16 protein-coding genes are annotated in these 20,741 nt (G+C 73.8%); 13 read left to right on the top strand and 3 right to left on the bottom strand.

Going from position 1 to position 20,741, the window contains the following annotated elements; genetic code table 11:
- Positions 1 to 242 precede the first annotated feature (242 nt).
- The 3 genes from BMZ82_RS23115 to BMZ82_RS23105 are packed head-to-tail and all read left to right on the top strand — an operon-like array spanning position 243 to position 3,548.
- Positions 243 to 884, top strand: a complete 642-nt coding sequence (locus BMZ82_RS23115) for a toxin-antitoxin system, toxin component family protein (RefSeq protein WP_177244616.1) — start codon at positions 243 to 245, stop codon at positions 882 to 884.
- Between the two features lie 8 nt (positions 885 to 892).
- Complete coding sequence (locus BMZ82_RS23110; protein ID WP_093778795.1) at positions 893 to 2,128, top strand: MAB_1171c family putative transporter; 1,236 nt, start codon at positions 893 to 895, stop codon at positions 2,126 to 2,128.
- Positions 2,129 to 2,180: 52 nt separating this feature from the next.
- Positions 2,181 to 3,548, top strand: a complete 1,368-nt coding sequence (locus BMZ82_RS23105) for an NAD(P)/FAD-dependent oxidoreductase (protein WP_093778793.1) — start codon at positions 2,181 to 2,183, stop codon at positions 3,546 to 3,548.
- 27 nt (positions 3,549 to 3,575) lie between these two features.
- Here BMZ82_RS23105 and BMZ82_RS23100 read toward each other — a convergent pair whose 3' ends face one another.
- Positions 3,576 to 4,451: an SMP-30/gluconolactonase/LRE family protein gene (locus tag BMZ82_RS23100; RefSeq protein WP_093778791.1), complete on the bottom strand. Its 876-nt coding sequence runs from the start codon at positions 4,449 to 4,451 to the stop codon at positions 3,576 to 3,578.
- A complete protein-coding gene (locus BMZ82_RS23095; protein WP_093778789.1) occupies positions 4,448 to 5,221 on the bottom strand; it encodes an IclR family transcriptional regulator in 774 nt (257 codons plus the stop codon). Before BMZ82_RS23095 ends, BMZ82_RS23100 begins: the two co-directional genes overlap by 4 nt.
- Before the next feature lie 184 nt (positions 5,222 to 5,405).
- Here BMZ82_RS23095 and BMZ82_RS23090 point away from each other — a divergent pair, with 184 nt between their 5' ends.
- Positions 5,406 to 6,005, top strand: a complete 600-nt coding sequence (locus BMZ82_RS23090; RefSeq protein WP_093778787.1) for an RNA-binding protein — start codon at positions 5,406 to 5,408, stop codon at positions 6,003 to 6,005.
- 34 nt (positions 6,006 to 6,039) lie between these two features.
- Here the strand turns inward: BMZ82_RS23090 and BMZ82_RS23085 are convergent, their stop codons facing one another.
- Positions 6,040 to 6,915, bottom strand: coding sequence for an ATP-grasp domain-containing protein (locus BMZ82_RS23085; protein WP_093778785.1), 876 nt, complete (start codon positions 6,913 to 6,915; stop codon positions 6,040 to 6,042).
- 134 nt (positions 6,916 to 7,049) lie between these two features.
- Here BMZ82_RS23085 and BMZ82_RS23080 point away from each other — a divergent pair, with 134 nt between their 5' ends.
- The 9 genes from BMZ82_RS23080 (at position 7,050) to BMZ82_RS23040 (ending at position 20,724) form a co-directional block, all read left to right on the top strand.
- Complete coding sequence (locus BMZ82_RS23080; RefSeq protein WP_093778783.1) at positions 7,050 to 8,600, top strand: acyl-CoA synthetase; 1,551 nt, start codon at positions 7,050 to 7,052, stop codon at positions 8,598 to 8,600.
- Positions 8,597 to 9,970 carry a carboxyl transferase domain-containing protein gene (locus BMZ82_RS23075; protein WP_093778781.1) on the top strand — a complete coding sequence of 458 codons (1,374 nt, stop codon included), beginning with the start codon at positions 8,597 to 8,599 and terminating at the stop codon, positions 9,968 to 9,970. The genes BMZ82_RS23080 and BMZ82_RS23075 overlap by 4 nt, the downstream gene beginning before the upstream one ends.
- A 135-nt stretch (positions 9,971 to 10,105) precedes the next feature.
- Positions 10,106 to 10,432 carry a CU044_2847 family protein gene (locus tag BMZ82_RS23070; RefSeq protein ID WP_093778938.1) on the top strand — a complete coding sequence of 109 codons (327 nt, stop codon included), beginning with the start codon at positions 10,106 to 10,108 and terminating at the stop codon, positions 10,430 to 10,432.
- Positions 10,429 to 12,216 carry a serine protease gene (locus tag BMZ82_RS23065; RefSeq protein WP_256252060.1) on the top strand — a complete coding sequence of 596 codons (1,788 nt, stop codon included), beginning with the start codon at positions 10,429 to 10,431 and terminating at the stop codon, positions 12,214 to 12,216. The genes BMZ82_RS23070 and BMZ82_RS23065 overlap by 4 nt, the downstream gene beginning before the upstream one ends.
- A 49-nt stretch (positions 12,217 to 12,265) precedes the next feature.
- Positions 12,266 to 13,294, top strand: coding sequence for an AAA family ATPase (locus BMZ82_RS23060; RefSeq protein WP_093778779.1), 1,029 nt, complete (start codon positions 12,266 to 12,268; stop codon positions 13,292 to 13,294).
- Positions 13,284 to 17,270 carry an SAV_2336 N-terminal domain-related protein gene (locus BMZ82_RS40820; RefSeq protein ID WP_177244614.1) on the top strand — a complete coding sequence of 1,329 codons (3,987 nt, stop codon included), beginning with the start codon at positions 13,284 to 13,286 and terminating at the stop codon, positions 17,268 to 17,270. Before BMZ82_RS23060 ends, BMZ82_RS40820 begins: the two co-directional genes overlap by 11 nt.
- Positions 17,271 to 17,421: 151 nt before the next feature.
- A complete protein-coding gene (locus BMZ82_RS23050) occupies positions 17,422 to 18,462 on the top strand; it encodes a rod shape-determining protein (protein WP_093778777.1) in 1,041 nt (346 codons plus the stop codon).
- A gap of 250 nt (positions 18,463 to 18,712) precedes the next feature.
- Positions 18,713 to 19,786 (top strand): glycoside hydrolase family 5 protein, encoded by a 1,074-nt coding sequence (locus BMZ82_RS23045; RefSeq protein WP_093778775.1) that lies wholly within the window; start codon positions 18,713 to 18,715, stop codon positions 19,784 to 19,786.
- Positions 19,787 to 19,848: 62 nt separating this feature from the next.
- Positions 19,849 to 20,724: an LLM class flavin-dependent oxidoreductase gene (locus BMZ82_RS23040; protein ID WP_093778934.1), complete on the top strand. Its 876-nt coding sequence runs from the start codon at positions 19,849 to 19,851 to the stop codon at positions 20,722 to 20,724.
- Positions 20,725 to 20,741 lie beyond the last annotated feature (17 nt).

Genomic DNA, 20,741 nt, shown 5'->3' with positions numbered 1-20,741 from the left:
CTTTCCAAAGGGGATGCAATTCCAGAGGGGATGCGATGTTCCGTCGGCGGGTGCGGGCCCGTCGTCGCTGGTCGCGCCCACGCGGCGGAGCCGCGGAGAGACACGGTCCCGCGCCCCCGGGGCACCTGCCAACGTATCCGGCGCGGCCTGCGGGCAGTAGGTCTCGTGATCCCTCAACTGGGCCTCAACGATTCGCGTAGGCTCGAACGACTGTCGCAGGGCGGGTCTGGGAAGGGGAGCGGATGGACATCGCGGGCGTGCGCGGGAGGGCGGCCCGGATCGCCTCGGCGCTGCGGCGCGTGCGGACCGGACCGGCCATACGTGAACTGACCGGTGAGCTCTCCGCCGCCCTGCGGGCCCGTCCCGGGCGGCCGTACGGGGTGCGGGACGTGTGCCGGGCGCTGTGCGAGGAGCTGGCCGCACGGCGCGGCGGGCGGCACGTCGAGGTGCGGTTCGAGCGGTTCCCCGACGAGATCGAGGTGACCGGACTGTGGGTGGAGTTCCAGGACTTCGACCTGGTCATCGTCGAGGAGCGGGCCGAGGCCGTGCAGCAACTGGTCATCCTCGGCCATGAGTTGTGGCATCTGCACGCCGGGCACCACCAGCATCACGGGGCCGGCACGGCCGCCGCCGCGGCCCGCGCGTTCGCCGACCGGCCCGGCTGGCGGGACGCCGCCGCGGCCCTCTCCATCGCCGCCCGCAGCGGCTCCAGGGCGGAGGAGGAGGCCGAGGCCGACGACTTCGGCCACCGGCTCGCCGCCCAGTGCCGCCGCTACCTGGCGGAATCGGAGAAGGAGCGGTCCGACACCGGCGGGCCGGGCGGCGAGACGGCGGCGGTGCAGCGGACCCTCGGCTATCGCGGGGGGCGGGGTCCGGCGCGGTGAGCGACGGGATGTACGTCTCCTTCTGGCTGCCCACCGCCGTCCTGGGGGCCGCCCTCGCCATCAAGCTGCCCAGCATCCTCAAGCTGTGGCGGGACCCGCTGCTGCGTGCCGTCGGGGGCCTGCTGGTCTTCGCCTGCGCGGTGTTCGTGTTCGCCGCCCCGCAGACCATCGCCTGGACCAACCGGGTCACCGGCGTGCCGAACATCGCCGCGCCCTGGGTGTATTCGCTGCTCACCGCGTTGTCCGCGTCCTGGCTGCTGCTGGTCATCGCCTGGCGCAACAACCTCACCGAGCGCGCGGCCCAGACGCGGCGCGCGACGCGCTGGGTGGTCTCCGTCTACGCGGGTGTGGTGGCCCTGCTGTGGGTGCTCTTCGCGCTCGCCGACGTCCCCGTGGAGCAGATCCGCGACCTGGACACGTACTACGCCAACACGCCGTACATGCGCGAGGAGATCCTGCTCTACCTGCTCGCGCACACGGTGGCCTGCTCGGTCACCGCCCGGCTCGTCTGGAACTGGAGCCGCACCACCGGCCTGGACGCCTGGCTGCGCTGGGGACTGCGTTTCCTGGGCGCCGGCTATGTGACGAACCTGCTGTTCAGCGCGGCCAAACTGACGGCCGTCGGGGCCCGTTGGACCGGGCACGACCTGGACTGGCTGAACACCAGCATCGCCCCGTCGGCGGCCTGTATCGCCGCCACCCTGGTCGCGGTCGGCTTCATCGTGCCGCACGCCGGCCAGTACCTCCAGGAGCGGTGGCGGGTGCGCCGCCGGCACCGGAGCCTGCGGCCGCTGTCCCGGCTGATGCGGACCGTCACGGGCGGTCGCGAGCCGTTCGACCTGCGCGCCACCCCGGAACTGCGGCTGATCCGCCGCGAGACGTTCATCCGCGACGCGCTCCTGCAACTGTCCCGGCACCTCGACGACGACCTGCGCATCCGCTCCTACGACGCCGCCGTCGCCCTCGGCGTCGAACGCGGCCGGGCGCAGGCGCTGGCCGCCGCGGTGACCCTGCTGGACGCCATCGAGACGCGCCGCCACGGGCAGCAGCAGCCGACCACGCCGGACACCCCGGACACTCCGGGTTCCGCAGGCACGGTGTGCCCGCCCACCTCCGGCCCGGACACCACCTACCTCCTCCGGGAGATCCTGGACGTGTCCCGTGCCCTTCGGCACCCCGTCGAACTTCAGGCGGTCCGCGCCCGCGCGGTCGCCCCGGCAGAGAGCTTGTCCACGCATGAGTGAACCCTCCAACCCCGCCAGAACCGCCGTAGTCCTGGGGGGATCCCATGCCGGCATGCTCGCGGCACGCGCCCTGACCGGCCTCGCCGGCCTCGCCGACCGGGTCGTCGTCGTCGAGCGTGACGTACTGCCCGACGGCCCCGCCCCCCGCAAGGGGCTGCCTCAGGCCCGGCACGCCCACATGCTGTGGTCCGGCGGTGTGCGGGCGGTGACGGACCTGCTGCCGGGCATCACCGAGGCGCTGCACGGCGCCGGGGCGCGCCGGACGCCGGTCACGACGGACATGGTCGCCCTGGGCATCCGGGGCTGGTTCCGCCGCTGGCCCGAGTCCCACCACGTGCTCCTGGCCGGCCGCGACCTCCTGGACGCGACGATCCGCGCCCAGGTCCTGGCTGACCCCCGGGTCGAACTCCTCACCGGCACCGAGGTGTTGGGGCTGGTGAGCGACATGGCGGTGCGCGCGGGGGCGGTCACCGGGGTGCGGGTCAGGTCGCGGGACGGCGGCGAAGTGCGCGTCGTCGAGGCCGACTTGGTCGTCGACGCGACCGGGCGCGGGTCCCGGGCGGGGCAGTGGCTGGCGGAGTCGGGGTGGGGCGCGGTGGAGCGGCGGGAGGTGGACTCCGGGCTGGCTTACGCCAGTCGGCTCTATCTCGCGCCCGAGCAGGCGCGCTCCGGGTACCCGATCGTCAACGTGCAGCCCGACCTGCGGGACGGTGGCCCGGGGCGGGCCGGGTTTCTGCTGCCCATCGAGGACGGCCGCTGGATCGTCACCCTCAACGGCACCCGGGGCGGCGAACCCTCCCCGGCCAACGACGACTTCGTACGCTTCGCGCGTGAGGAGCTGCGGCATCCCGTCATCGGTGAACTCCTCGAACAGGCCGAGCCGTTGTCCGACGTGTCGTACACCCGGGCGACCGTCAACCGCCGTCACTTCTACGAGCGGATGCCTGCCTGGCCGGAGAACTTCGTGGTCCTCGGCGACGCCCTCGCCGCGTTCAACCCGCTCTACGGTCATGGTCTCGCCGTCGCCGCCCAGAGCGCGGTGCTCCTGCGGGACGTCGTCCGGCGGCACGGGTGGGGCACGCCCGGCCTCACCCGACGTGTCCAGAAGGCGCTGGCCCGGCCGGTCGGCACCGCCTGGGACCTCGCCGTCGGCCAGGACGTGTTCTATCCCGACGCGACGGCCAAGGGACCCACACTCCGGGACCGGCTCGTGGCGGCGTACGTCAGCCGGCTGATGCACACCGCCACCGGCAACGGCCGGATCGCCCGCCGAGTGACAGACGTGACCTCACTGGAACGCGGCCCGGAGGTACTCCTGAGCCCGTCGGTACTGGTGGCAGCCGCGATGGGCCCATGGAAACCGGCACTGACCGGACCACCACTGACGAGCGACGAGCTGAAACGGGCGGGGTTGCGCTAGCGGGGCCAGCGGGGGGCCGGGGCCCGGTCAGCCCGCGAAGGACGGTTGGGCCAGCCCCTTCCCCGCGCCCGGGACCACCAGCAGTGAACCCGCGACCGGGTGCGGGGACGTGAGGCCGACGCGGGCCGTGGTGACGTACAGGTCCGTCAGGTCCGTGCCGCCGAACGCGCAGGCCGTGATCCTGGGGGTGGGGAGGGTGATCACGCGGTCCAGTGCGCCGGTCGGGGTGTAGCGGCGTACCGCTCCCCCGTCCCACAGCGCCACCCACACACAGCCGTCGGCGTCGACGGTGAGGCCGTCGGGGTAGCCGGCGCCGTCCTCGATCTCGACGAAGGGCCGACGGTCCCGGACCCGCCCGTCCGACGCGTCCGCCGTGTAGGTGAAGACGTCGATGCGGCGCGTCGGCGAGTCGATGTAGTACATCAGCGTGCCGTCCGGGCTCCAGCCCGTCCCGTTGCTCACCGCCACGTCGTCGAGGATCGCCTCGGGCGGCCCGTCGCCGGTGAACCGGGACAGTGTGCCGCCGCCCGGAGCCTCGTCGTAGCGCATGGTGCCGGCCCACAGGGAGCCGTCGGGGGCGACGGCGGCGTCGTTGGCGCGGCGGCCGGGGACCGGCTCGTGGTGCAGCCAGCGGAAGCCGTCGTCGGGGTCGAGGAGGCCGACGCCGTCCCGCAGGTTCAGGACCAGGCCGCCGCCCGCGCGGGGCTTGGCCGCGCCCACGTGCTGGTCGGTCACCCGGACCGTGCGGCGGCCGGTCGCGGGGTCGTAGGTGTGCAGGCGGGCGCCGAGGATGTCGAGCCACAGCAGGCGGCCGGTGGCCGGGTCCCAGGTCGGCCCCTCACCGAGGGTCGCCTCGGCCCGCACGGCGACTTCGTAGGACGGGGACGGGGACGTTGTCGTCATGCCACGCTCCGGTAGCCGAGGAGCTCGGACAGCTCGGCGGCGCCCTTGGCCGCGAGCTGCTCCAGCTCGCTGCGGCGCTCGTCGCTCCAGCGGATCATCGGCACCGAGATGGACAGCGCGGCGACGACCCGGCCCGTGCGGTCGCGGACCGGGGCGGCGACGCAACTGACGTCCGGGTTGGACTCCCGGCTCTCGACCGCGACGCCCCGCTCCCGGATCTCCGCCAGGGCCTCGCGCAGCGCGCCGGGGTCGGTGATGCTGTTCGGGGTCATCCGGACGAGGTCGGCGTCGTCGGGGACGCGCGCGCTCAGCTCCGGCTCGGGGAGCGAGGCCAGCAGCATCTTGCCGACGGAGGTGCAGTGGGCGGGAAGGCGACGGCCCGCGGCCGAGACCATCCGGACCGCGTGCGTGGAGTCGACCTTCGCGATGTAGATGACATCGGTGCCCTCGAGGATCGCGACGTGGACTGTCTCGTCACACGTTTCGGCGACCGAGCGCGCGACCTGCTGACCCTCGGCGGCGAGATCGAGCTGCTCGGCGTAGCGGCTGCCGAGCTGGTACGGGCGGACGCCGAGACGGTACCGTCCGGGCTGTCCGGGCACCGCGACGATGTACGACCGCGCGGAGAGCGTGGTCACCAGTTCGTGCACGGTGGTGCGCGGAAGCTGCAGCTTGCGCACGATATCGGGGGCGGAGAGCGAACCGTCCCCGTCGAGGAAGAGCTCGAGAATGTCGAGAGCTCGGGTCACGGCAGGTACGAGACGTCCCACGACCGGCCCCTCCCTTCGTAGTCGTCTTCAGTGGCGGTGCGGTGGCCATACGGTGATCGTGTTCGAGATTTCAACAGGCGATCGGCATGACGAACATGACGACCACAGGCTGTCATAGCGCGTCGCGCCGGGCAATGGTCGTGAATCGTGAGGACAGGTACTTCGCCTCCGCGTTTGGGCCAGGATGGTGCGCATGCCGACTCAGAAACGACTCGCCGGCTCCTTCACGCCGCTCGATTTCGAACTGGTCCTGCTGCGCCGCATGGCCGACCACAACCCGGATCTGGTGGAGAACGCCCGCCACCAACTGGGGGTCTCCCTCGCACAGATGCGAGAGGCCAACAGACGCTGGCAGGCGATGACGCACTCCCCGCACGCCCGGGGCGCCCTCTCCCGCTACCGAGCCGTCCTCGGCGAGCCCACGTCCCGCACGCCCCGCCGCGTCGGCGACCTCGACTGCGAGGCCTGGCTCTGGCCCATGTCCTACTGGCCCGACCTGCACTTCGAGGTCCTGCTCGCGCCGAACGGCAGCGTCTGGAACGAATGGCTGGTCCGGGCCCCCGAAGGCGAGCCGCCGCCCCTCAAGTCCCTCGACGACCTCGCCCCCTGGTCCTGCACGGTCGACGAGGTCGCCCGCGCCTTCGCCCCGGCCCGCCCGCTGGAAGGCACCGCCCCCACCCGCTGGGGCCTGGCCTTCACGGCACCGGACAGACACGGGGAACCCCAGGACGTCATCGCCGAGTTCACCTGGGGCCTGCTGCAACGGCTGACGGTGAGGGAGTAGCCCGGTCCGGAGGCCGGGCAGGGGGTGGCGGCCGTCAGGGGGCGGTCGCCGCCGCCAGGATCGCCGCCGCGACGACCGGCACCGACTCCGGGTGCAGGAACAGGAACAGGTTCGGCTCGACCAGTTCCAGTTCCATCACGCACGGCTGCCCGTCGTCGCCGTCCACGAGGTCGACCCGGGCGTACAGCAGGTCGGGCGACTCCGGTACGGCGGCCAGGGCGCGTTCGGCGACGGCGAGCTCGGCCGGGGTCGGGGTCCAGGGCTCCAGACCCGGGTGGGCGACCTTCACCGCGTCGAAGGCGGTGCCGGGAGCCAGCACCGCCCGCTTACGGCTGGCGTGCAGCAGGCGTCCGCCGAAGTACTGCACGGCCCGCTCACCGCCGGTGTCGATGCCGCGCACATACGGCTGCACCATCGCCGTCAGCCCCTCGGCGTGCATCCGCGCGAGCTGCCGTACGGCAGTCTCGTGCTGGTCGGGCGTGTAGCGGGCGGCATAGCGGGCGCCGGCGCCGGAGGTCGGCTTGACGACGTACTCGTGATCGGCGGGGAGGTCGGCCGGGTCGCCGGGCGCGAGGTAGCGCGTCGGGACGGTCGGCACGCCGGCCGCCGCCAGCTCCCCCAGATACCGCTTGTCGGTGTTCCAGCCCACGACGGCGGCCGGGTTGGCCAGCCGGGTGACGCCCCCGACCTTCCGCGCCCACGCCGTGAACTCGTCCGCACGCCAGGAGTAGTCCCAGGTCGAACGGATGACGACGAGGTCGTAGGACCCCCAGTCGACGTCCGGGTCGTCCCAGAACACCCCGTCCGCCTCGGCCCCGGCCGCCCGCAGGGCCGCCGCCAACACCGGCAGATCCGCGTCCCGGCTGGGCTCGGGCCGGGGGTCATAGGTGACGAGTGCGACACGGGCCACGACGGACTCCCTCTTCGTACGACTGTCCGATACCCGATCATCTCTCGGATCTTCCGCCGCCTGACAGGTGGGGGTGCGGTAGGTGGGGTAGAAAACGGTTTGATCGTGTCCCGCAGCCACCAGGAGCCCGTCCCGTGTCCTCGCCCTCGGCCTCATCCCCGTCGTCGCCTTCGTCCTCTTCATCGCCTTCGTCGCCCCTGTTCCCGGCTCTGACGGGTGCGCCGTCCGGTCGGCCCGCCCTGCGGTTCGGGGCGCGGTCGCTGACGTATGCCGAGCTCGCGGCGGCGGCCGGTGCCGTCGGGGAGCGGGTTCGGGGGGCGGGGCGGGTCGCCGTGTGGGCGACTCCGTCGCTGGAGACGGCCGTCGGGGTGGTGGGGGTGCTGCTCGCCGGGGTGGCCGCCGTGCCGCTGAACCCGAAGTCGGGCGACAAGGAGCTCGGGCACATCCTGTCCGACAGTGCGCCGGGGGCGGTGCTGGCGGCTCCGGGTGATGAACTGCCGGAGGCCTTGCGGGAGTTGGAGCGGATCGACGTCGACGTGGACGAGGTCGGGGCCGGGGCGTCGGGTGGGGAGGTCGAGGAGGGTGACGCGGCGGCGCTCGTCGTGTACACCTCCGGGACCACCGGGCCGCCCAAGGGTGCGGTGATCCCGCGCCGGGCGGTCGCCGCGACCCTGGACGCGCTCGCCGACGCCTGGCAGTGGACCGGGGAGGACGTCCTCGTGCACGGGCTGCCCCTGTTCCATGTGCACGGGCTGGTGCTGGGGGTGCTCGGGCCGCTGCGGCGGGGCGGGTCCGTGCGGCATCTCGGGCGGTTCGACACGGACGGCGTGACGCGGGAGCTGAGCAGCGGCGCGAGCATGCTGTTCGGGGTGCCGACGATGTACCACCGCATCGCCGAGGCGCTGCCCGCCGACCCCGCGCTGGCCAAGGCGCTCGCCGGGGCACGGCTGCTGGTGTCCGGTTCGGCCGCGCTGCCCGTGCACGACCACGAGCGGATCGCGGCCGCGACCGGCCGGCGGGTGATCGAGCGGTACGGCATGACGGAGACGCTGATGAACACCAGCGTCCGTGCGGACGGGGAGGCGCGGGCGGGGACCGTCGGGCTGCCGCTGCCGGGCGTGGAGCTGCGGCTCGTCGAGGACGACGGGTCGGAGGACGGGGCGGATGGTGGGGCGGACGGCAGTGCGGTCGGCGGGTCGGTCGTCGTCGCTTATGACGGGGAGACCGTCGGGGAGATCCAGGTGCGCGGGCCGAACATGTTCACCGAGTACCTCAACCGGCCCGAGGCGACGGCCGCCGCCTTCACCGCCGACGGCTGGTTCCGGACCGGCGACGTGGCGGTGCGCGATCCCGACGGGTATGTGCGGATCGTCGGGCGCAAGGCCACCGACCTGATCAAGAGCGGGGGTTACAAGATCGGGGCCGGTGAGATCGAGAACGCGCTGCTGGAGTATCCGGGGGTGCGCGAGGCCGCCGTCACCGGGGAGCCGGACGCGGACCTCGGGGAGCGGATCGTCGCGTGGGTCGTGCCGGTGGATCCCGAAGCGCCGCCGACGGAGGGCGAGTTGGCCGACCACGTCGCCCGGCGGCTCGCCCCGCACAAGCGGCCCCGCGTGGTGCGGTACCTCGACGCGCTGCCCCGCAACGACATGGGGAAGATCATGAAGCGGGCGCTGCCGTCATGACGACGGCACGGGCGACGGCACGGGCGAGCGCGCGGGAGATCATCGCCTTGGTCGCCGACGAGTTCCACGAACTCCCTTACTCCGAGGCGGACTTCGCGCCGGACGGCCCCCTCGGCTGGCCCGGCTACGACGCCTCGCGCGAGCGCGCCGCCCGGCGCACCGGCGAGTCGGAGTCCGTCGTCTGCGGCACCGCGCGCGTCGAGGGCACCGGGGCCGTCCTGATCGCCTTCGAGTTCGGCTTCCTGGGCGGTTCCCTGGGCGAACGCACCGGCGACCGGCTCGAGGCGGCGTACACGTACGCCCGTGAACACCGGCTGCCGGTCGTGCCGTTGGTCGCCACGGGCGGCAGCCGGATGCAGGAGGGCATGCTCGCCCTCACCCAACTGCAGCGGGTGGCACGGCAGTCGGCGCTCACGAGAGAGGCCGGGCTGCCGCAGATCGCCGTCCTGCGGGACCCGACGACCGGCGGCGGCTGGGCCACCCTGGGCGCGGGAGCCGACGTGATCCTGGCCCTCCCGAACGCCCAAGTGGGCTTCGCCGGCTCCCGAGTCCGCCCCCGGGACGCCGACCCGTCCGCCTACACGGCCGAGTCCCAGGTCGCGACGGGAGCGGCGGACGCGGTGGTGCCTGCGGCGGAGCTGCGGGGCGTGCTGGGGTTGTGGCTGCGACTCCTCACGGGCGGGATGGCGGGGGCGGGCGACGCGGGGCGCGGGATCGAGCCTGCGCCGGTGCCCGAGGCGCTCGGGGGGACGGGGGTGTCCGGCTCCGGGTGGGACGCGGTGGTGCGGGCGCGGGCGGTGGATCGGCCTCGCGCGCCGGCGTACCTGGACGGGTACTTCGGTCAGCGGGCCGGCATCTCCGGGGACCGGTGCGGCGGGGTCGACGCCGACGGGATGCTGTGCGGGTTCGGCGAGCGTCAGGGGCGTACGGTCGCGTACGCCGCGCAGACCGGGGCGGCGACCCGGCCCGCCGGTTACCGTACGGCCGTCCGGCTGATCCGGCTCGCGGACCGGCTCGGGATCCCGGTGCTGACCCTCGTGGACACCCCGGGCGCGGCCAACGACGCGGCGGCCGAACGGCAGGGCGTGGGCGCGTCGATCGCCGAGCTGTTCGGGGCGGTCGCCACCGCGCGGACGCCGATCACCACGCTGGTGATCGGCGAGGGCGGTTCCGGCGGGGCGCTCGCGCTGGCCGCACCCGGCCGTACCTGGGCCGCGCCGGACAGCTACTTCTCCGTCATCGCACCGGAGTCGGCCGCCGCCATCCTCAAGCGGCCACCGGAGGAGGTCGAGGCGACGGCGGACCAACTCCGCATCCGGCCGCAGGACTTGGCGGCCCTGGGCGTGATCAGGACCGACGAGGCCGACTGACCGAATGACTGAACAGGTGAACTGGTGAGCGACTGAACGGGTGAACGGCTGAACTCGGGGGACAATCTCCGGCACCGTCCGTGACAATGGATGTGCACAGAGCCTCAGTTGATCGGGAAGGGTTACGGGGACACCGTGGACGGACTGGTGGAGTTCAAGACCGACGACGGTGCCGTGGTCGCCGTCGAGGCGATCACGGAGCAGCGGCCCGGGTCACGGCTGGTGGCCCGGGGCGACGGTACGGTCCAGGCGGCCCGCACCTTCGAAGGCGCCCTGGAAGGCGTGCGCGCCGCCGCCGAGTCGGCGCTGCGCGTCTTCCGCGACGGGACGTTACGGCCGGACGGCGTGGAGATCGAGTTCGGGGTGAAGCTGTCGGCCGAGACGGGCGCGATCATCGCCAAGGGCACGGCGGAGGGCCACCTCGTCGTACGACTGACCTGGTCACCGCCCTCCCCCTCATGAACCGCACGAACCGCGTGAACCTCACGAGCGGTGTGAGGGGTGTGCGCAGCGCCGAGTGGCACGCCCGGATCGACTGCGCCGGGCAGGTCGCGGGCGCGGGCTTCCTCGTCACCCCGCGCCGGGTGCTGACCTGCGCCCACGTCGTGCACCAGGCCGCCGCCGGCACGCTGACGGTGACCTTCACCGAGCGCCCCGGCTTCCCCGCCGTCCCGGCCCGGGTGGTCGCCGACGGCGGCTGGGGCGGCGGCACGACCGACCTCGGCGACCTCGCCGTCCTGGAGCTGGCCCACGAGGTGCCGATCGCCCCGGCCGCGCTCGCCCCCGTGGACACCGCCCACGGCCACCGGCCCGACCGCCCGGACCTGCCCCGCAAACTGTTCGTCTACGGGTTCCCGGTCGGCTCCGACGAAGGCACCCTCGCCGAATACCGCATCACCGCACCCCAGTTGCTCAACCGCGAGTGGATGCAGTTGGAGGCCTGGCAGCCGGGCGGGCAGCCGCTCGCCCCCGGGTTCAGCGGCGCGGCCGTCACCCTCGTCGAGACCGGCGAGGTCATCGGCATGGTCACCGCGGCCTCCGGCGAGCGGGGCGTGCACAACGGGCGGATGATGCCCACCGAGGTCATGGCCCGCTACTGGCCCGCCCTGGAGGGCCTGGTCCCCACCGCCGACCACCGCACCGCCGACCGCGCCCGACTGCGCGCACTCGTCGAACGCGCGGTCCGGGCCGGCCTGGACGGCGATCCCGGGCGACGCGTACGGCTCTACGAGGCCGCGCGCGGCGCGCTGGACCCGGACGCGCCCGAGGAGGGGTTCGACTCCCTGTGGTCGGCGGCCCTGTTCGTGCTGTGCGAGATCGACGGCGTGGACGCGGCCACCACGGTCACCCGCTTCACGGCCCACCTGGAATCCCTCGTGGCCTCCCGTTCCCCGGCGCACAGCGCCGTCGAGCCGGCCGCCGCACCCGACTGGTCGCCCATCCTCGTCGACCTCCAGCACAGCGGCGCGGGCGACGGGCACGTCCGCGTCGAGGTGTCCGCGTACAGCGGAGGCCGCCGGCATCCGGTCGGCTCCGACACCGTCCCGCAGGCCGGGCTGCGCGCCTACGTGCAGGACCGGATCGAGGCCGCCTTCCGGTATCTGACCCCCGGCTGCGACGAGTTGATCGCGTTCGCGCTGCCCCGCGACTGGATCGACCTGCCCGTCGACCGCTGGGCCAGCACCCCCGACGACGACACCCCGCTCGGCTGCGTGTACCCGCTCGTCGTCACCGACCAGGCCCGCCGCCGGGCGAGCGTCCGGCACCAACTCACCCGGGTGTGGAAGCGGTTGGACTCCGTGCCCGGCGCGCGCGTGCACCGCGTCGAGTGCGGCAGCCCCGAGGAGCCCCGCCGGCTCCGGATGCGACTGCGCCAGGACGACGCCTGCCTCGCCGGCTTCGCCACCGCCCCGGCCGCGCCCCGCACCCGCCCGCACTTCGACACCTCCCTCAACGCGCCCGCCCCGATGGTGATCTGGTCCCGCGAGGGCTGCGCCGCCGGGCCTGACGAGCCCTGCGCCGGCGGGGACGGCTGCGCGGGCAAGACCTTCCTGGACGAGCTCGACACCTGCCTGACCGACATCCCGCCCGCCCAACTCCCGCGCCGGGTGCTGGCGTTGCGGGAGGAGGCCGACGCGGAGGACGGCCACTGGGCGCACGCCATCCAGCTCCTGTGGGACGACCCGCGCGTCTTCACCGACCCGCACGGCGAAGCACCCGCCCACACCCACTCCCCCGTGGCCTGAGCCACCCCCACCGCCAAGTCACGTAGAGCCGCGCCGAGTTCGGAGAACCATGCCCCACTGGTCCGTCTACACCGGGAACAGCGAGCCGCACGACGGCATCGACCGGCTGCCCGCGCCGCCGCCCTGGCGGGCGTTCGACGGCGAGCCCGTCGTACCGCCGCCCCTGGACGCCGACGACGAGGCCGCCGTCTCCCCCGACCGGGTCCACCGAGCCCGCTCCTACGTCGCCACCCCGGAGAGCGTCCAACTCGTCAACGCGGCCCTGGTGCTGCGCCGCCCCCTGCTGGTCACCGGCCCGCCCGGCACCGGCAAGTCCTCCCTGGCGTACGCGGTGGCACGGGAGTTGGGGCTCGGGCCGGTGCTGCGCTGGAACATCACCAGCCGCTCCGCGCTGTCCGACGGCCTCTACCAGTACGACCCGCTGTCCCGGCTGTACGCGGCCCGGCAGGCGGCCCGCACGGGGCAGGACGTCCAGGAGGCCGGCGGCGTCGAGGACCACCTGCGCCTCGGCCCCCTCGGCACGGCCCTCCTCCCGTACGACCGTCCCCGCGCCCTGCTGGTCGACGAGATCGACAAGAGCGACCTCGATCTGCCCAACGACCTGCTGAACGTCCTGGAGGAGGGCCAGTACGACATCCCCGAACTCCTGCGCGCCGCCCGCCACTCCGCCGCGGACGTCACCGCCGAGGTGCTGGCCGACGGCTCGGACTCCCCGGTCACCGTCACGCGCGGCCGGGTCCGCTGCCGCGCCTTCCCGTTCGTCGTGCTGACCAGCAACGGCGAGCGCGAGTTCCCGCCCGCCTTCCTGCGCCGCTGTGTCCGCCTGAAGCTGCGCCGCCCCGACCGCGCACAGCTCACCGAGATCGTCCGGGCCCACCTCGACACCCCGCCCGGCGAGGCGGAACGCCTCATCAGCCGCTTCCTGACCCGCGCCGCCGACGGCGAACTCGCCACCGACCAACTCCTCAACGCCCTCTACCTCACCGGCGTCACCGGCCTCGACACGGACTCCCGCGACGCCCTCGCGGAACAACTCATGCCCTACCTGAGCACCACGGCGGACGGCGATGGCTTCTGACGCCCCGCCGCCACAGGACACTCCGCCGCCGGAAGCCGTGCAGTCAAGGGACACCTCTGCCCTCGCCCGGCTGACGGCTCTACTGACCGACACGTCGGACACCGCGCCGACGGCCCGCGAACTGGCCGAACTGCTGTGGCTGGCACGGGAGTTGGAAGCCCCGGCCCCGATGGAGACCTCCGGCGACCCGAACCCGGACCCGGACGCGAACACCGACCCGAACGGCACGGTGGCCCCACCGCCCCTCACTCAAGTCGCCCCCGAGGAACGGCAGTCAGCGCCCCAGCCCCCGTCCCCCACCAACACCGCCACCCCGACGCCCACTCCCACCGCCCGAGTCCCCCTGCACCTCCCCACCCCGCACCCGCCGACGGACGACACCCTTGCACGCACCGCCACCAGGCACCTCCTCGCGCCCGCGCCCCCGATGCTCCCCCACCCCCTCGCCCTGCAACGGGCCCTGCGCCCGCTGAAGCGCACGGTGGCGTCGGCGCGGGCCCGGCTCCTCGACGAGCGGGCGACGGCCGACCGCATCGCCCGGCTGGGCGCGCACCCCGACGTCTGGCTGCCCGTCCTGCGTCCCGCGCGCGACCGCTGGCTGCGCCTGAGCCTCGTCCACGACACGGGCCCGACGATGCCGGTGTGGCGGCCCCTCGTCCGTGAACTGCACACCGCCCTGGCCCAGTCGGGCGTCTTCCGCGCGATCACCCTGCACCCGGCGACGCCCGACGGCCGGGCCCGGCACGTGCCCGACCCGGCGGACGGCCGGACGGTCACCCTGGTCGTCAGCGACTGCATGGGCCCGCAGTGGCGCCCCGGCCCGGCGGGCGACCTCTGGTACGCCACCCTGCGGCACTGGGCGACGCGGATGCCGCTGGCCGTCGTACAGCCGCTCCCCGAGCGTCTGTGGCCCACGACGGCCCTGCCGGCCGAGCCGGGTCTGCTGTCCTCCCCCACCACGGCGGCCCCGCTCGCCGCCCTCACCTTCACCCCGTACGACCCCGAGGCCGAGCCCGCACCCGCCGCCGCGTTCCCGCTGCCCGTGCTGGAACCGGGCGCGCCCTGGCTGGCCAACTGGGCGGCGCTGGTGGCGGGACCCGGCGGCGGTCACGCCCCGGGCGCGGCGGCCTGGCTCCCGCCGGCCCCCACCCCGCCCTCGCCCGCCGAACCGGGGACCCCCGACCCGGCCTCCCTCCCCGCCCAGGACCTGGTGCTGCGCTTCCGGGCCACCGCCTCCCCGGAGGCCTTCCGGCTGGCCGGTCACCTCGCGCTCGCGGTGCCGTCCGTGCCGGTGATGCGGCTGGTCCAGCGGGCCGTGAACCGGGATCCGCGCCCGCAGCACCTGGCCGAGGTGATCCTCAGCGGCATGCTCACCACCGCCCCCGGCCCACCCGGCTCCTACGACTTCCGCCCCGGCGTACGCGACCTCCTCCTGCGCACCCTCCCCCGCACGACCCGAGGCCGCACCCGCGAACTCCTCGACCGCATCGGCGGCCTGATCGACGACCAGGCGGGCTACGCGACGGGCGGGTTCCCCGCACAGGCAACCACCCCCGAGGCCAACGGCACCGACGCCCACGCCGACTCCGACACCGCCCCGGCGTTCGCGAGGGTGAGCGAGGAGACCGTGCAGCGGCTGGCCGGGGACGGCGAGGAACCCCCCGTACCCCCCGTACAGGAGCCCGACGGCCCCCTGCACATCCGGATGCTGGGCCCGCTGCACATCAGCCGATCCCCGGAGCCCCTCCCCACGTCCCCACCCGCATCCCTCCCCCTCCCCTCCCCCGAAGCCCAGGCGCTCCTGTGCATGCTGCTCCTCGCCCCCGGACCGCAGGCGACGACCTACGACGACCTGGCCACCGGCCTGTGGGAGCAGCCGCCCGGGAGCGTGGAGTCCGTGCGCCGGATCGACGCGCTGGCCAGGGAGGTCGGCGACCTGCTGGGCCCCGCGCGCCTGACCCGCACCCCCGACGGCTACACCCTGGACACCACCGGAACCACCGGCACCGGCACCGGCATCGAGGTCGACGCCGTCGTCTGCGAGGACGTCCTCGCCCACCCGCACCAGGACCCGCAGACCCAACGCGCCCGGCTCGAACACGCCCTCGCCCTCTTCCACGGCGACCCCCTCGACGGCCTCCCCGGCCCCGCCGCGCGGGAGTCCCGTTCCCGGTTGCGCTCCCTCCGCGACAGCCTCCGTACCGCCCTGGCCACGCACCACCCCGCGATCCTCTTCGAGACCGACGCCGACCTCGTCGCCCACCCCGAGACCCGCATCACGCTCGAACTGGCCGTCCACGAAGTCCTCACCCGTGGCGACCTCACCCCCCAGCAGTACGAGGTCCGCGTCCGCAGGAACGGTTACGTCGTCCAGGTCCACCCCGAGGCCTATTTCCTCCCCGTCCTCGCCGCCGCCCTCCGCTGGCTCCCCGGCCCCCTCGCCACCGTCGCCGACCGCACCGACGTCGCCGAACCCCCGTGCCTGCGCGTGACGTTCAGGAGCGGCCCGGCACCGGCGCCCGCACCCCCGAAGACCACCGCCCCGGTCCTCCTCACGATCCCGCCCGCCCTCTACGACGACTTCGCCCACAGTTCCGCCGCCTCCGGACCCCACCGTTTCCGCCCCCTGTACGGCGACGCCCCGGACGGCCCGCCGCTCGCCTGGTACTGCCGGCTGCCGGCACCGCGCCCCGAGGACGGCACCGGGGACGGGGGCACGGACGACGCGCGGGACCTCGTACGGGGACCGCTGCTCACCCCGGATCTGCGGCAGCTCGGGATACCCGCCCCCGGCCGCACCGCGATCGTGCACACGGGTCCCGACGGCCCGCTCACCCTCCTCAACCCCGCCGACCCGTACGGCGGACACGCGACGCGCGCGGCGACGTACTACGAGGTCGACCTCACCCCGCACCACGCCGTCCGCCAGACGACGCTGCCCAGCTCCGGCAAGGGCGCCTTCACCGCCGCCGTGGAACTGACCTGGCGGGTCGCCGACCCGGTGGCGTACGTACGGGCATACCTACGGGCGTCAGGACCGGCATCCGGAGAGGCGGGGGCGGCCGGTGTGGCCGAGCGGCTGATGGCGCATCTGGTGACGGCGGCAGCCCGGGTCACCGGGCACCACTCGGTCCGGCGGGCGGCCGGCGCGCAGCGGGCCGTCAACGCGCAGCTCGGCCGGTGGCCGGTGCCGGGGCTGGCGGTGACCTGCGCGGTCACCCTCGCGCCGGACTACGCCCCGCCCCCCGAGGTGCGCCGGCCGACCGCCCCCGCCGCCCGCCCGCTGGCGGGCCTGCTGGCCGACGCCGAGACCGTCCTGTTCGGCTTCGACGGCCCGCTGACCCGCCTGTTCACGGCGAACAGCGCCCGCGAGGCCGCCCTCGACCTGCTCGCGCTGGTCGCCGAGCACCGGCACCCCGAGGACGCGCTGACCGGGCAGCCGTTGGGCGGCGGCGGGGCGCGACGGGAGCTGTTCGTGCACCCCCTGGACGTCCTGCGCGCCTTCGCCCACGACCCCCTCGGCCCGCTCCTGCGGGACCGTCTCGACGAACTGGAGCTGCGGGCCGTACCGGACGCGCCGACGACGCATCACTCCGTCACGCTCGTCCGCACCCTGCACGACAGCGGACGCCGGGTCGGGGTGGCCACGGACGTCAGCACCCAGGCCGTCCACCGCTACCTGGAGTCCCACCCGCTCCCCCTCGCCCGCGCCCACTGCCGCAGCGACGACATCAGCCGGCTCATGCCGCATCCCGACTGTCTGCTGCGCGCCCTGCGTCCGCACGGCACGCCCGCCCTCACCAGCGTCCTGATCGGCGCCACCCTCCCCGAGCTGACCGCCGCCCAGCAGGTCGGCCTGCGCTTCATCGGCCTCGCCCGCAATCCCACGGTCGAGGCGAGCCTGCGCGAGGCGGGCTGCGAGGTCACGGTCCCCTCGCTCGCCCCGGTACTGGAAGCAGCACTGAACATTACGTAAGCTTCATTTCCGACATATGACGCAAAAACCCCATTCAGTCGCGCCCCGCCCGGCCCCCTCCAAGGGGCGGCGACCGCCCCGCCCCCGCAGGATGCGAGGGAGGCCGGCCGACCGGCGGCCCCCACGGTCTGTGCTCTCGGGAGGACCTGCCATGACCGCCAGTCTGGAGCAGCTACGCCGCTGCCACTTCGCCGTCGACCTGGGTGCCGCGCGGACCCGGGTGTATGTGAAGGGGGCCGGGCTCGTCGTCGACCAGCCGTCCGCCGCCGCCGTGAACACCCGCACCGGCGCGCTGATCGCGGTCGGCGAGTTCGCCGAGAAGATGACCGGACGCACCCCGCACTACATCCGCGTCGTGCGCCCGGTCTCCGGCGGCACGGTCGTCGACATCGAGATGGCGCAGCGCATGCTGCGGCACCTGCTCGGCGACAAGATCCGCCGCCAGTTGCGCCGCAAGCCGTTCCTGCGCGGCGCCGCCTGCACCCCGCACGACGCCGACCCGCTCGCCCAGCGCGCCGCGATCGAGACGCTGGTCGGACTCGGCGCGCGGCGCGTGGAACTCGTCGACACGCTCATCGCCGCCGCCGTCGGCTGCGGACTGCCCGTCGAACGCCCCGAGGCCACCATGATCATGGTGTGCGGGGCGGCCGCGACGCAGGTCGCCGTGCTCTCCCTCGGCTCGATCGTGACCGCCGAGCGGATCCCGGTCGGCGGCGAGGCCGTGGACCACGCGATCGTCCAACACCTGCGCCACGAACACGAGTTGATGCTGCCCAGCCAGTCCGTACGGCCCTTGCAGGTGGCCCTCTCCGGCAACGGTCTCACCCCGCACGGGCCCACCTCCACCGAGATCCACGGGCGGGACGTCGCCACCGGCCTGGCCCGCTCCGTGCGGGTCGACACCGCGGCCGTACGGGACGCCATCGAGACCCCGCTGACCGCCGTCCTGGACGGCATCGGCCGGGTGCTGCGCGAGTGCCCGCCCGACCTAGTGGCCGACCTCGCCGACCGCGGGATCATGATGGTCGGCGGCTCCGCCCTGCTGCCCGGCTTCGACCAGATGCTGCGCCAGGCCACCGGCATGCCGGTGCACATCGCCGAACGGCCCGACATCTGCGCCGCCCAGGGCCTGGGCGCGATGCTGGAGGGCAAGATCGAGCCACTGACCCTGGAGCCGATCGCCACCACCTGAGCGACCTGAACCACCTCAGCGACCTGAATCACTCGAGCCACCTGAGCCACCGCCGAACCGCCCAGGTGGCAACAGCCGACACCGGACGACAGCAGACGGCAACAACCGACAACAGACGTTTACCCGCGTGAAACCTTGACGATCACCCGGCCGGGTGCCACGATTCCGGCGCCGCCATGTTTACGTAAACATCAGCCATCGCGGGGCTCCGATGTTTACGCAAACATCAGAGCCGAAAGGGCACCCGTCCATGCGTCACACCCCCGCCAGCGCCTCCCGCTCCCCCCGCCTGCGCGCCGCTCTCGTCGCGGTCGCCGTCGCCGCGGTGACCGGCAGCACCCTCGCCGCCACCCCCGCCTCGGCCACCGTCTCGGCCAGTGCCCGTCCGGCCATGGACACGACCCAGTTCAAGGGCGTGAACTGGGCCGACCCGCGCGACAACTTCGCGGACGACTACCTCCAGTTGTCCGGCCTGTCGACGACGGACACCTACCGGCAGACGTACGCGAAGGCGACCCGGATCATCTCGGCGTTCCGCGCGAACCTCGGCGCGAACACGGTCCGCCTGCCGATCAACCCGTACACGGTCAACGGCGCGTACTGGAAGTCGTACCGCGGAGTCATCGACGCGGCCTCCGACCAGGGCTTCAAGGTCATCGTGTCCTACTGGGAGGGCACGGGCGACCGCAAGGACGGCTTCATCGACGACACGGCCACCTACTGGCCGATGTGGGACACCGTCGTCAAGGCGTACAAGAACGACAAGCGCGTCTACTTCGAGCCGATGAACGAGCCGCACGGCTACACGGACACCGAGTGGGCCGACATAGCGGCGAAGTGGCTGACCACGTACAAGTCGGTCCCGCGCGACCGGGTCTTCGTCAGCGGCGCCGGCTACAACGACCACGTGACCACGGTCTGCGCCGACCCCCGCCTCAAGGGCACGTACCTCTCCCTGCACCACTACGGGTTCTGGAAGGAGTACGCGACCTACGACCAGTGGGTGGCCGACCTCAAGGTCCGCATCGGCGACTGCGCGAACCGGACCGTGGCGGACGAGTTCGGCGCGCCGATGACCGACGGCCTGAACTACAACGTCAAGACCCCCGACAACAACTTCATCAACTACGTCCAGGCGGTCACGGACACCTTCCGCGAGCTGAAGATGGGCTCGGTGTACTGGCCGGGCCTGCGCACCGACGACATCTACTCCCTCCAGAAGCTCGTCGGCCCCACCGACCGCCCCTGGCTGACCACCACCAACCAGTCCGGCGCAGACCGCCTCGCCTGGGCCTGGGGCGGCGGCAAGCCGGTCAAGAACTGACCCCGGCCACCCCGAGCCGCTCACCCCACAGGTTCCGACACATGACGAACGGGAACGCGAACGTGACGAACGTACGGATCGGTGTCGTGTACGACCGGGACTGGGCGCCGGAAGGGCTGCCCGGGTTCGCGCGGGAGGCCGAGGGGCTCGGGGTGGACGATCTGTGGGTGGTCGAGGATCTCGGGTGGAACGGCGGGGTGTCGGCGGCGGCCGTGGCGCTCGGGGCGACCGAGCGGCTGCGGGTGGGGCTCGGGATCGCGCCGGCGCCGTTGCGCAGTCCGGCGCTGCTGGCGATGGAACTGGCCACGCTGGCCCGGGTATTCCCCGGCCGGCTGGTGGCCGGGGTCGGGCACGGGGTGCGGGAGTGGATGGTGTCGGTCGGTGTCGCGCCCCGGTCGCCGCTGGCCCTGCTGGAGGAGACGATCACCTCCGTGCGCGCGCTGCTGCGCGGGGAACGGGTCGAGCTGGCGGGGCGTGAAGTGCGGCTGGACGGCGTCCAGTTGGTGCATCCGCCGGTTCAGGTCCCGCCGGTGGTGGCGGGTGTGGTCAGGCCCCGGTCGCTCGAACTGTCCGGCCGGGTCGCGGACGGCACCCTGGTCGCCGAGGGGCACGGCCCGAGCGACCTCGAGAACACCCGCGCCCTGACGGCGAAGGGCGGCGCGGGCCCCGACCACAGCCTGACGGTCCTCTCCTTCGCGTGCGTCGGCGACGACCCCGACGACGTCGCCCGCACCCTCCACCCCCACACCGAGGGCCACGCCGCCTGGCTGGGCCGCCCGCAGGAAGAGGTGTTCACCGTCTCCGGCACGCCCGCGCAGGCCGCCGGCGACATCCACGCCCTGGCGGAGTCCGGCGCGGACACGGTCGTCCTGCGTATCGTCGGCACGGAACCGCTCCGTCAGCTCGAAGCCGTGCTGGAGGCCCTCGGCCGCCGGTGACGACCGCGGGCCGACGA

This window comes from Streptomyces sp. yr375 (assembly GCF_900110755.1).
Taxonomy (GTDB): domain Bacteria; phylum Actinomycetota; class Actinomycetes; order Streptomycetales; family Streptomycetaceae; genus Streptomyces.
This window is presented reverse-complemented; position numbering and strand designations above follow the sequence as displayed.

What these genes read in the sequence shown, in the direction of transcription:
- BMZ82_RS23115 (WP_177244616.1), top strand. Translation starts at nt 243, where the DNA reads ATGGACATCGCGGGCGTGCGCGGGAGGGCGGCCCGGATCGCCTCGGCG.
- BMZ82_RS23110 (WP_093778795.1), top strand. Translation starts at nt 893, where the DNA reads ATGTACGTCTCCTTCTGGCTGCCCACCGCCGTCCTGGGGGCCGCCCTC.
- BMZ82_RS23105 (WP_093778793.1), top strand. Translation starts at nt 2,181, where the DNA reads ATGCTCGCGGCACGCGCCCTGACCGGCCTCGCCGGCCTCGCCGACCGG.
- BMZ82_RS23100 (WP_093778791.1), bottom strand. Translation starts at nt 4,451, where the DNA reads ATGACGACAACGTCCCCGTCCCCGTCCTACGAAGTCGCCGTGCGGGCC.
- BMZ82_RS23090 (WP_093778787.1), top strand. Translation starts at nt 5,406, where the DNA reads ATGGTGCGCATGCCGACTCAGAAACGACTCGCCGGCTCCTTCACGCCG.
- BMZ82_RS23075 (WP_093778781.1), top strand. Translation starts at nt 8,597, where the DNA reads ATGACGACGGCACGGGCGACGGCACGGGCGAGCGCGCGGGAGATCATC.
- BMZ82_RS23065 (WP_256252060.1), top strand. Translation starts at nt 10,429, where the DNA reads ATGAACCGCACGAACCGCGTGAACCTCACGAGCGGTGTGAGGGGTGTG.
- BMZ82_RS23060 (WP_093778779.1), top strand. Translation starts at nt 12,266, where the DNA reads ATGCCCCACTGGTCCGTCTACACCGGGAACAGCGAGCCGCACGACGGC.
- BMZ82_RS40820 (WP_177244614.1), top strand. Translation starts at nt 13,284, where the DNA reads ATGGCTTCTGACGCCCCGCCGCCACAGGACACTCCGCCGCCGGAAGCC.
- BMZ82_RS23050 (WP_093778777.1), top strand. Translation starts at nt 17,422, where the DNA reads ATGACCGCCAGTCTGGAGCAGCTACGCCGCTGCCACTTCGCCGTCGAC.
- BMZ82_RS23045 (WP_093778775.1), top strand. Translation starts at nt 18,713, where the DNA reads ATGCGTCACACCCCCGCCAGCGCCTCCCGCTCCCCCCGCCTGCGCGCC.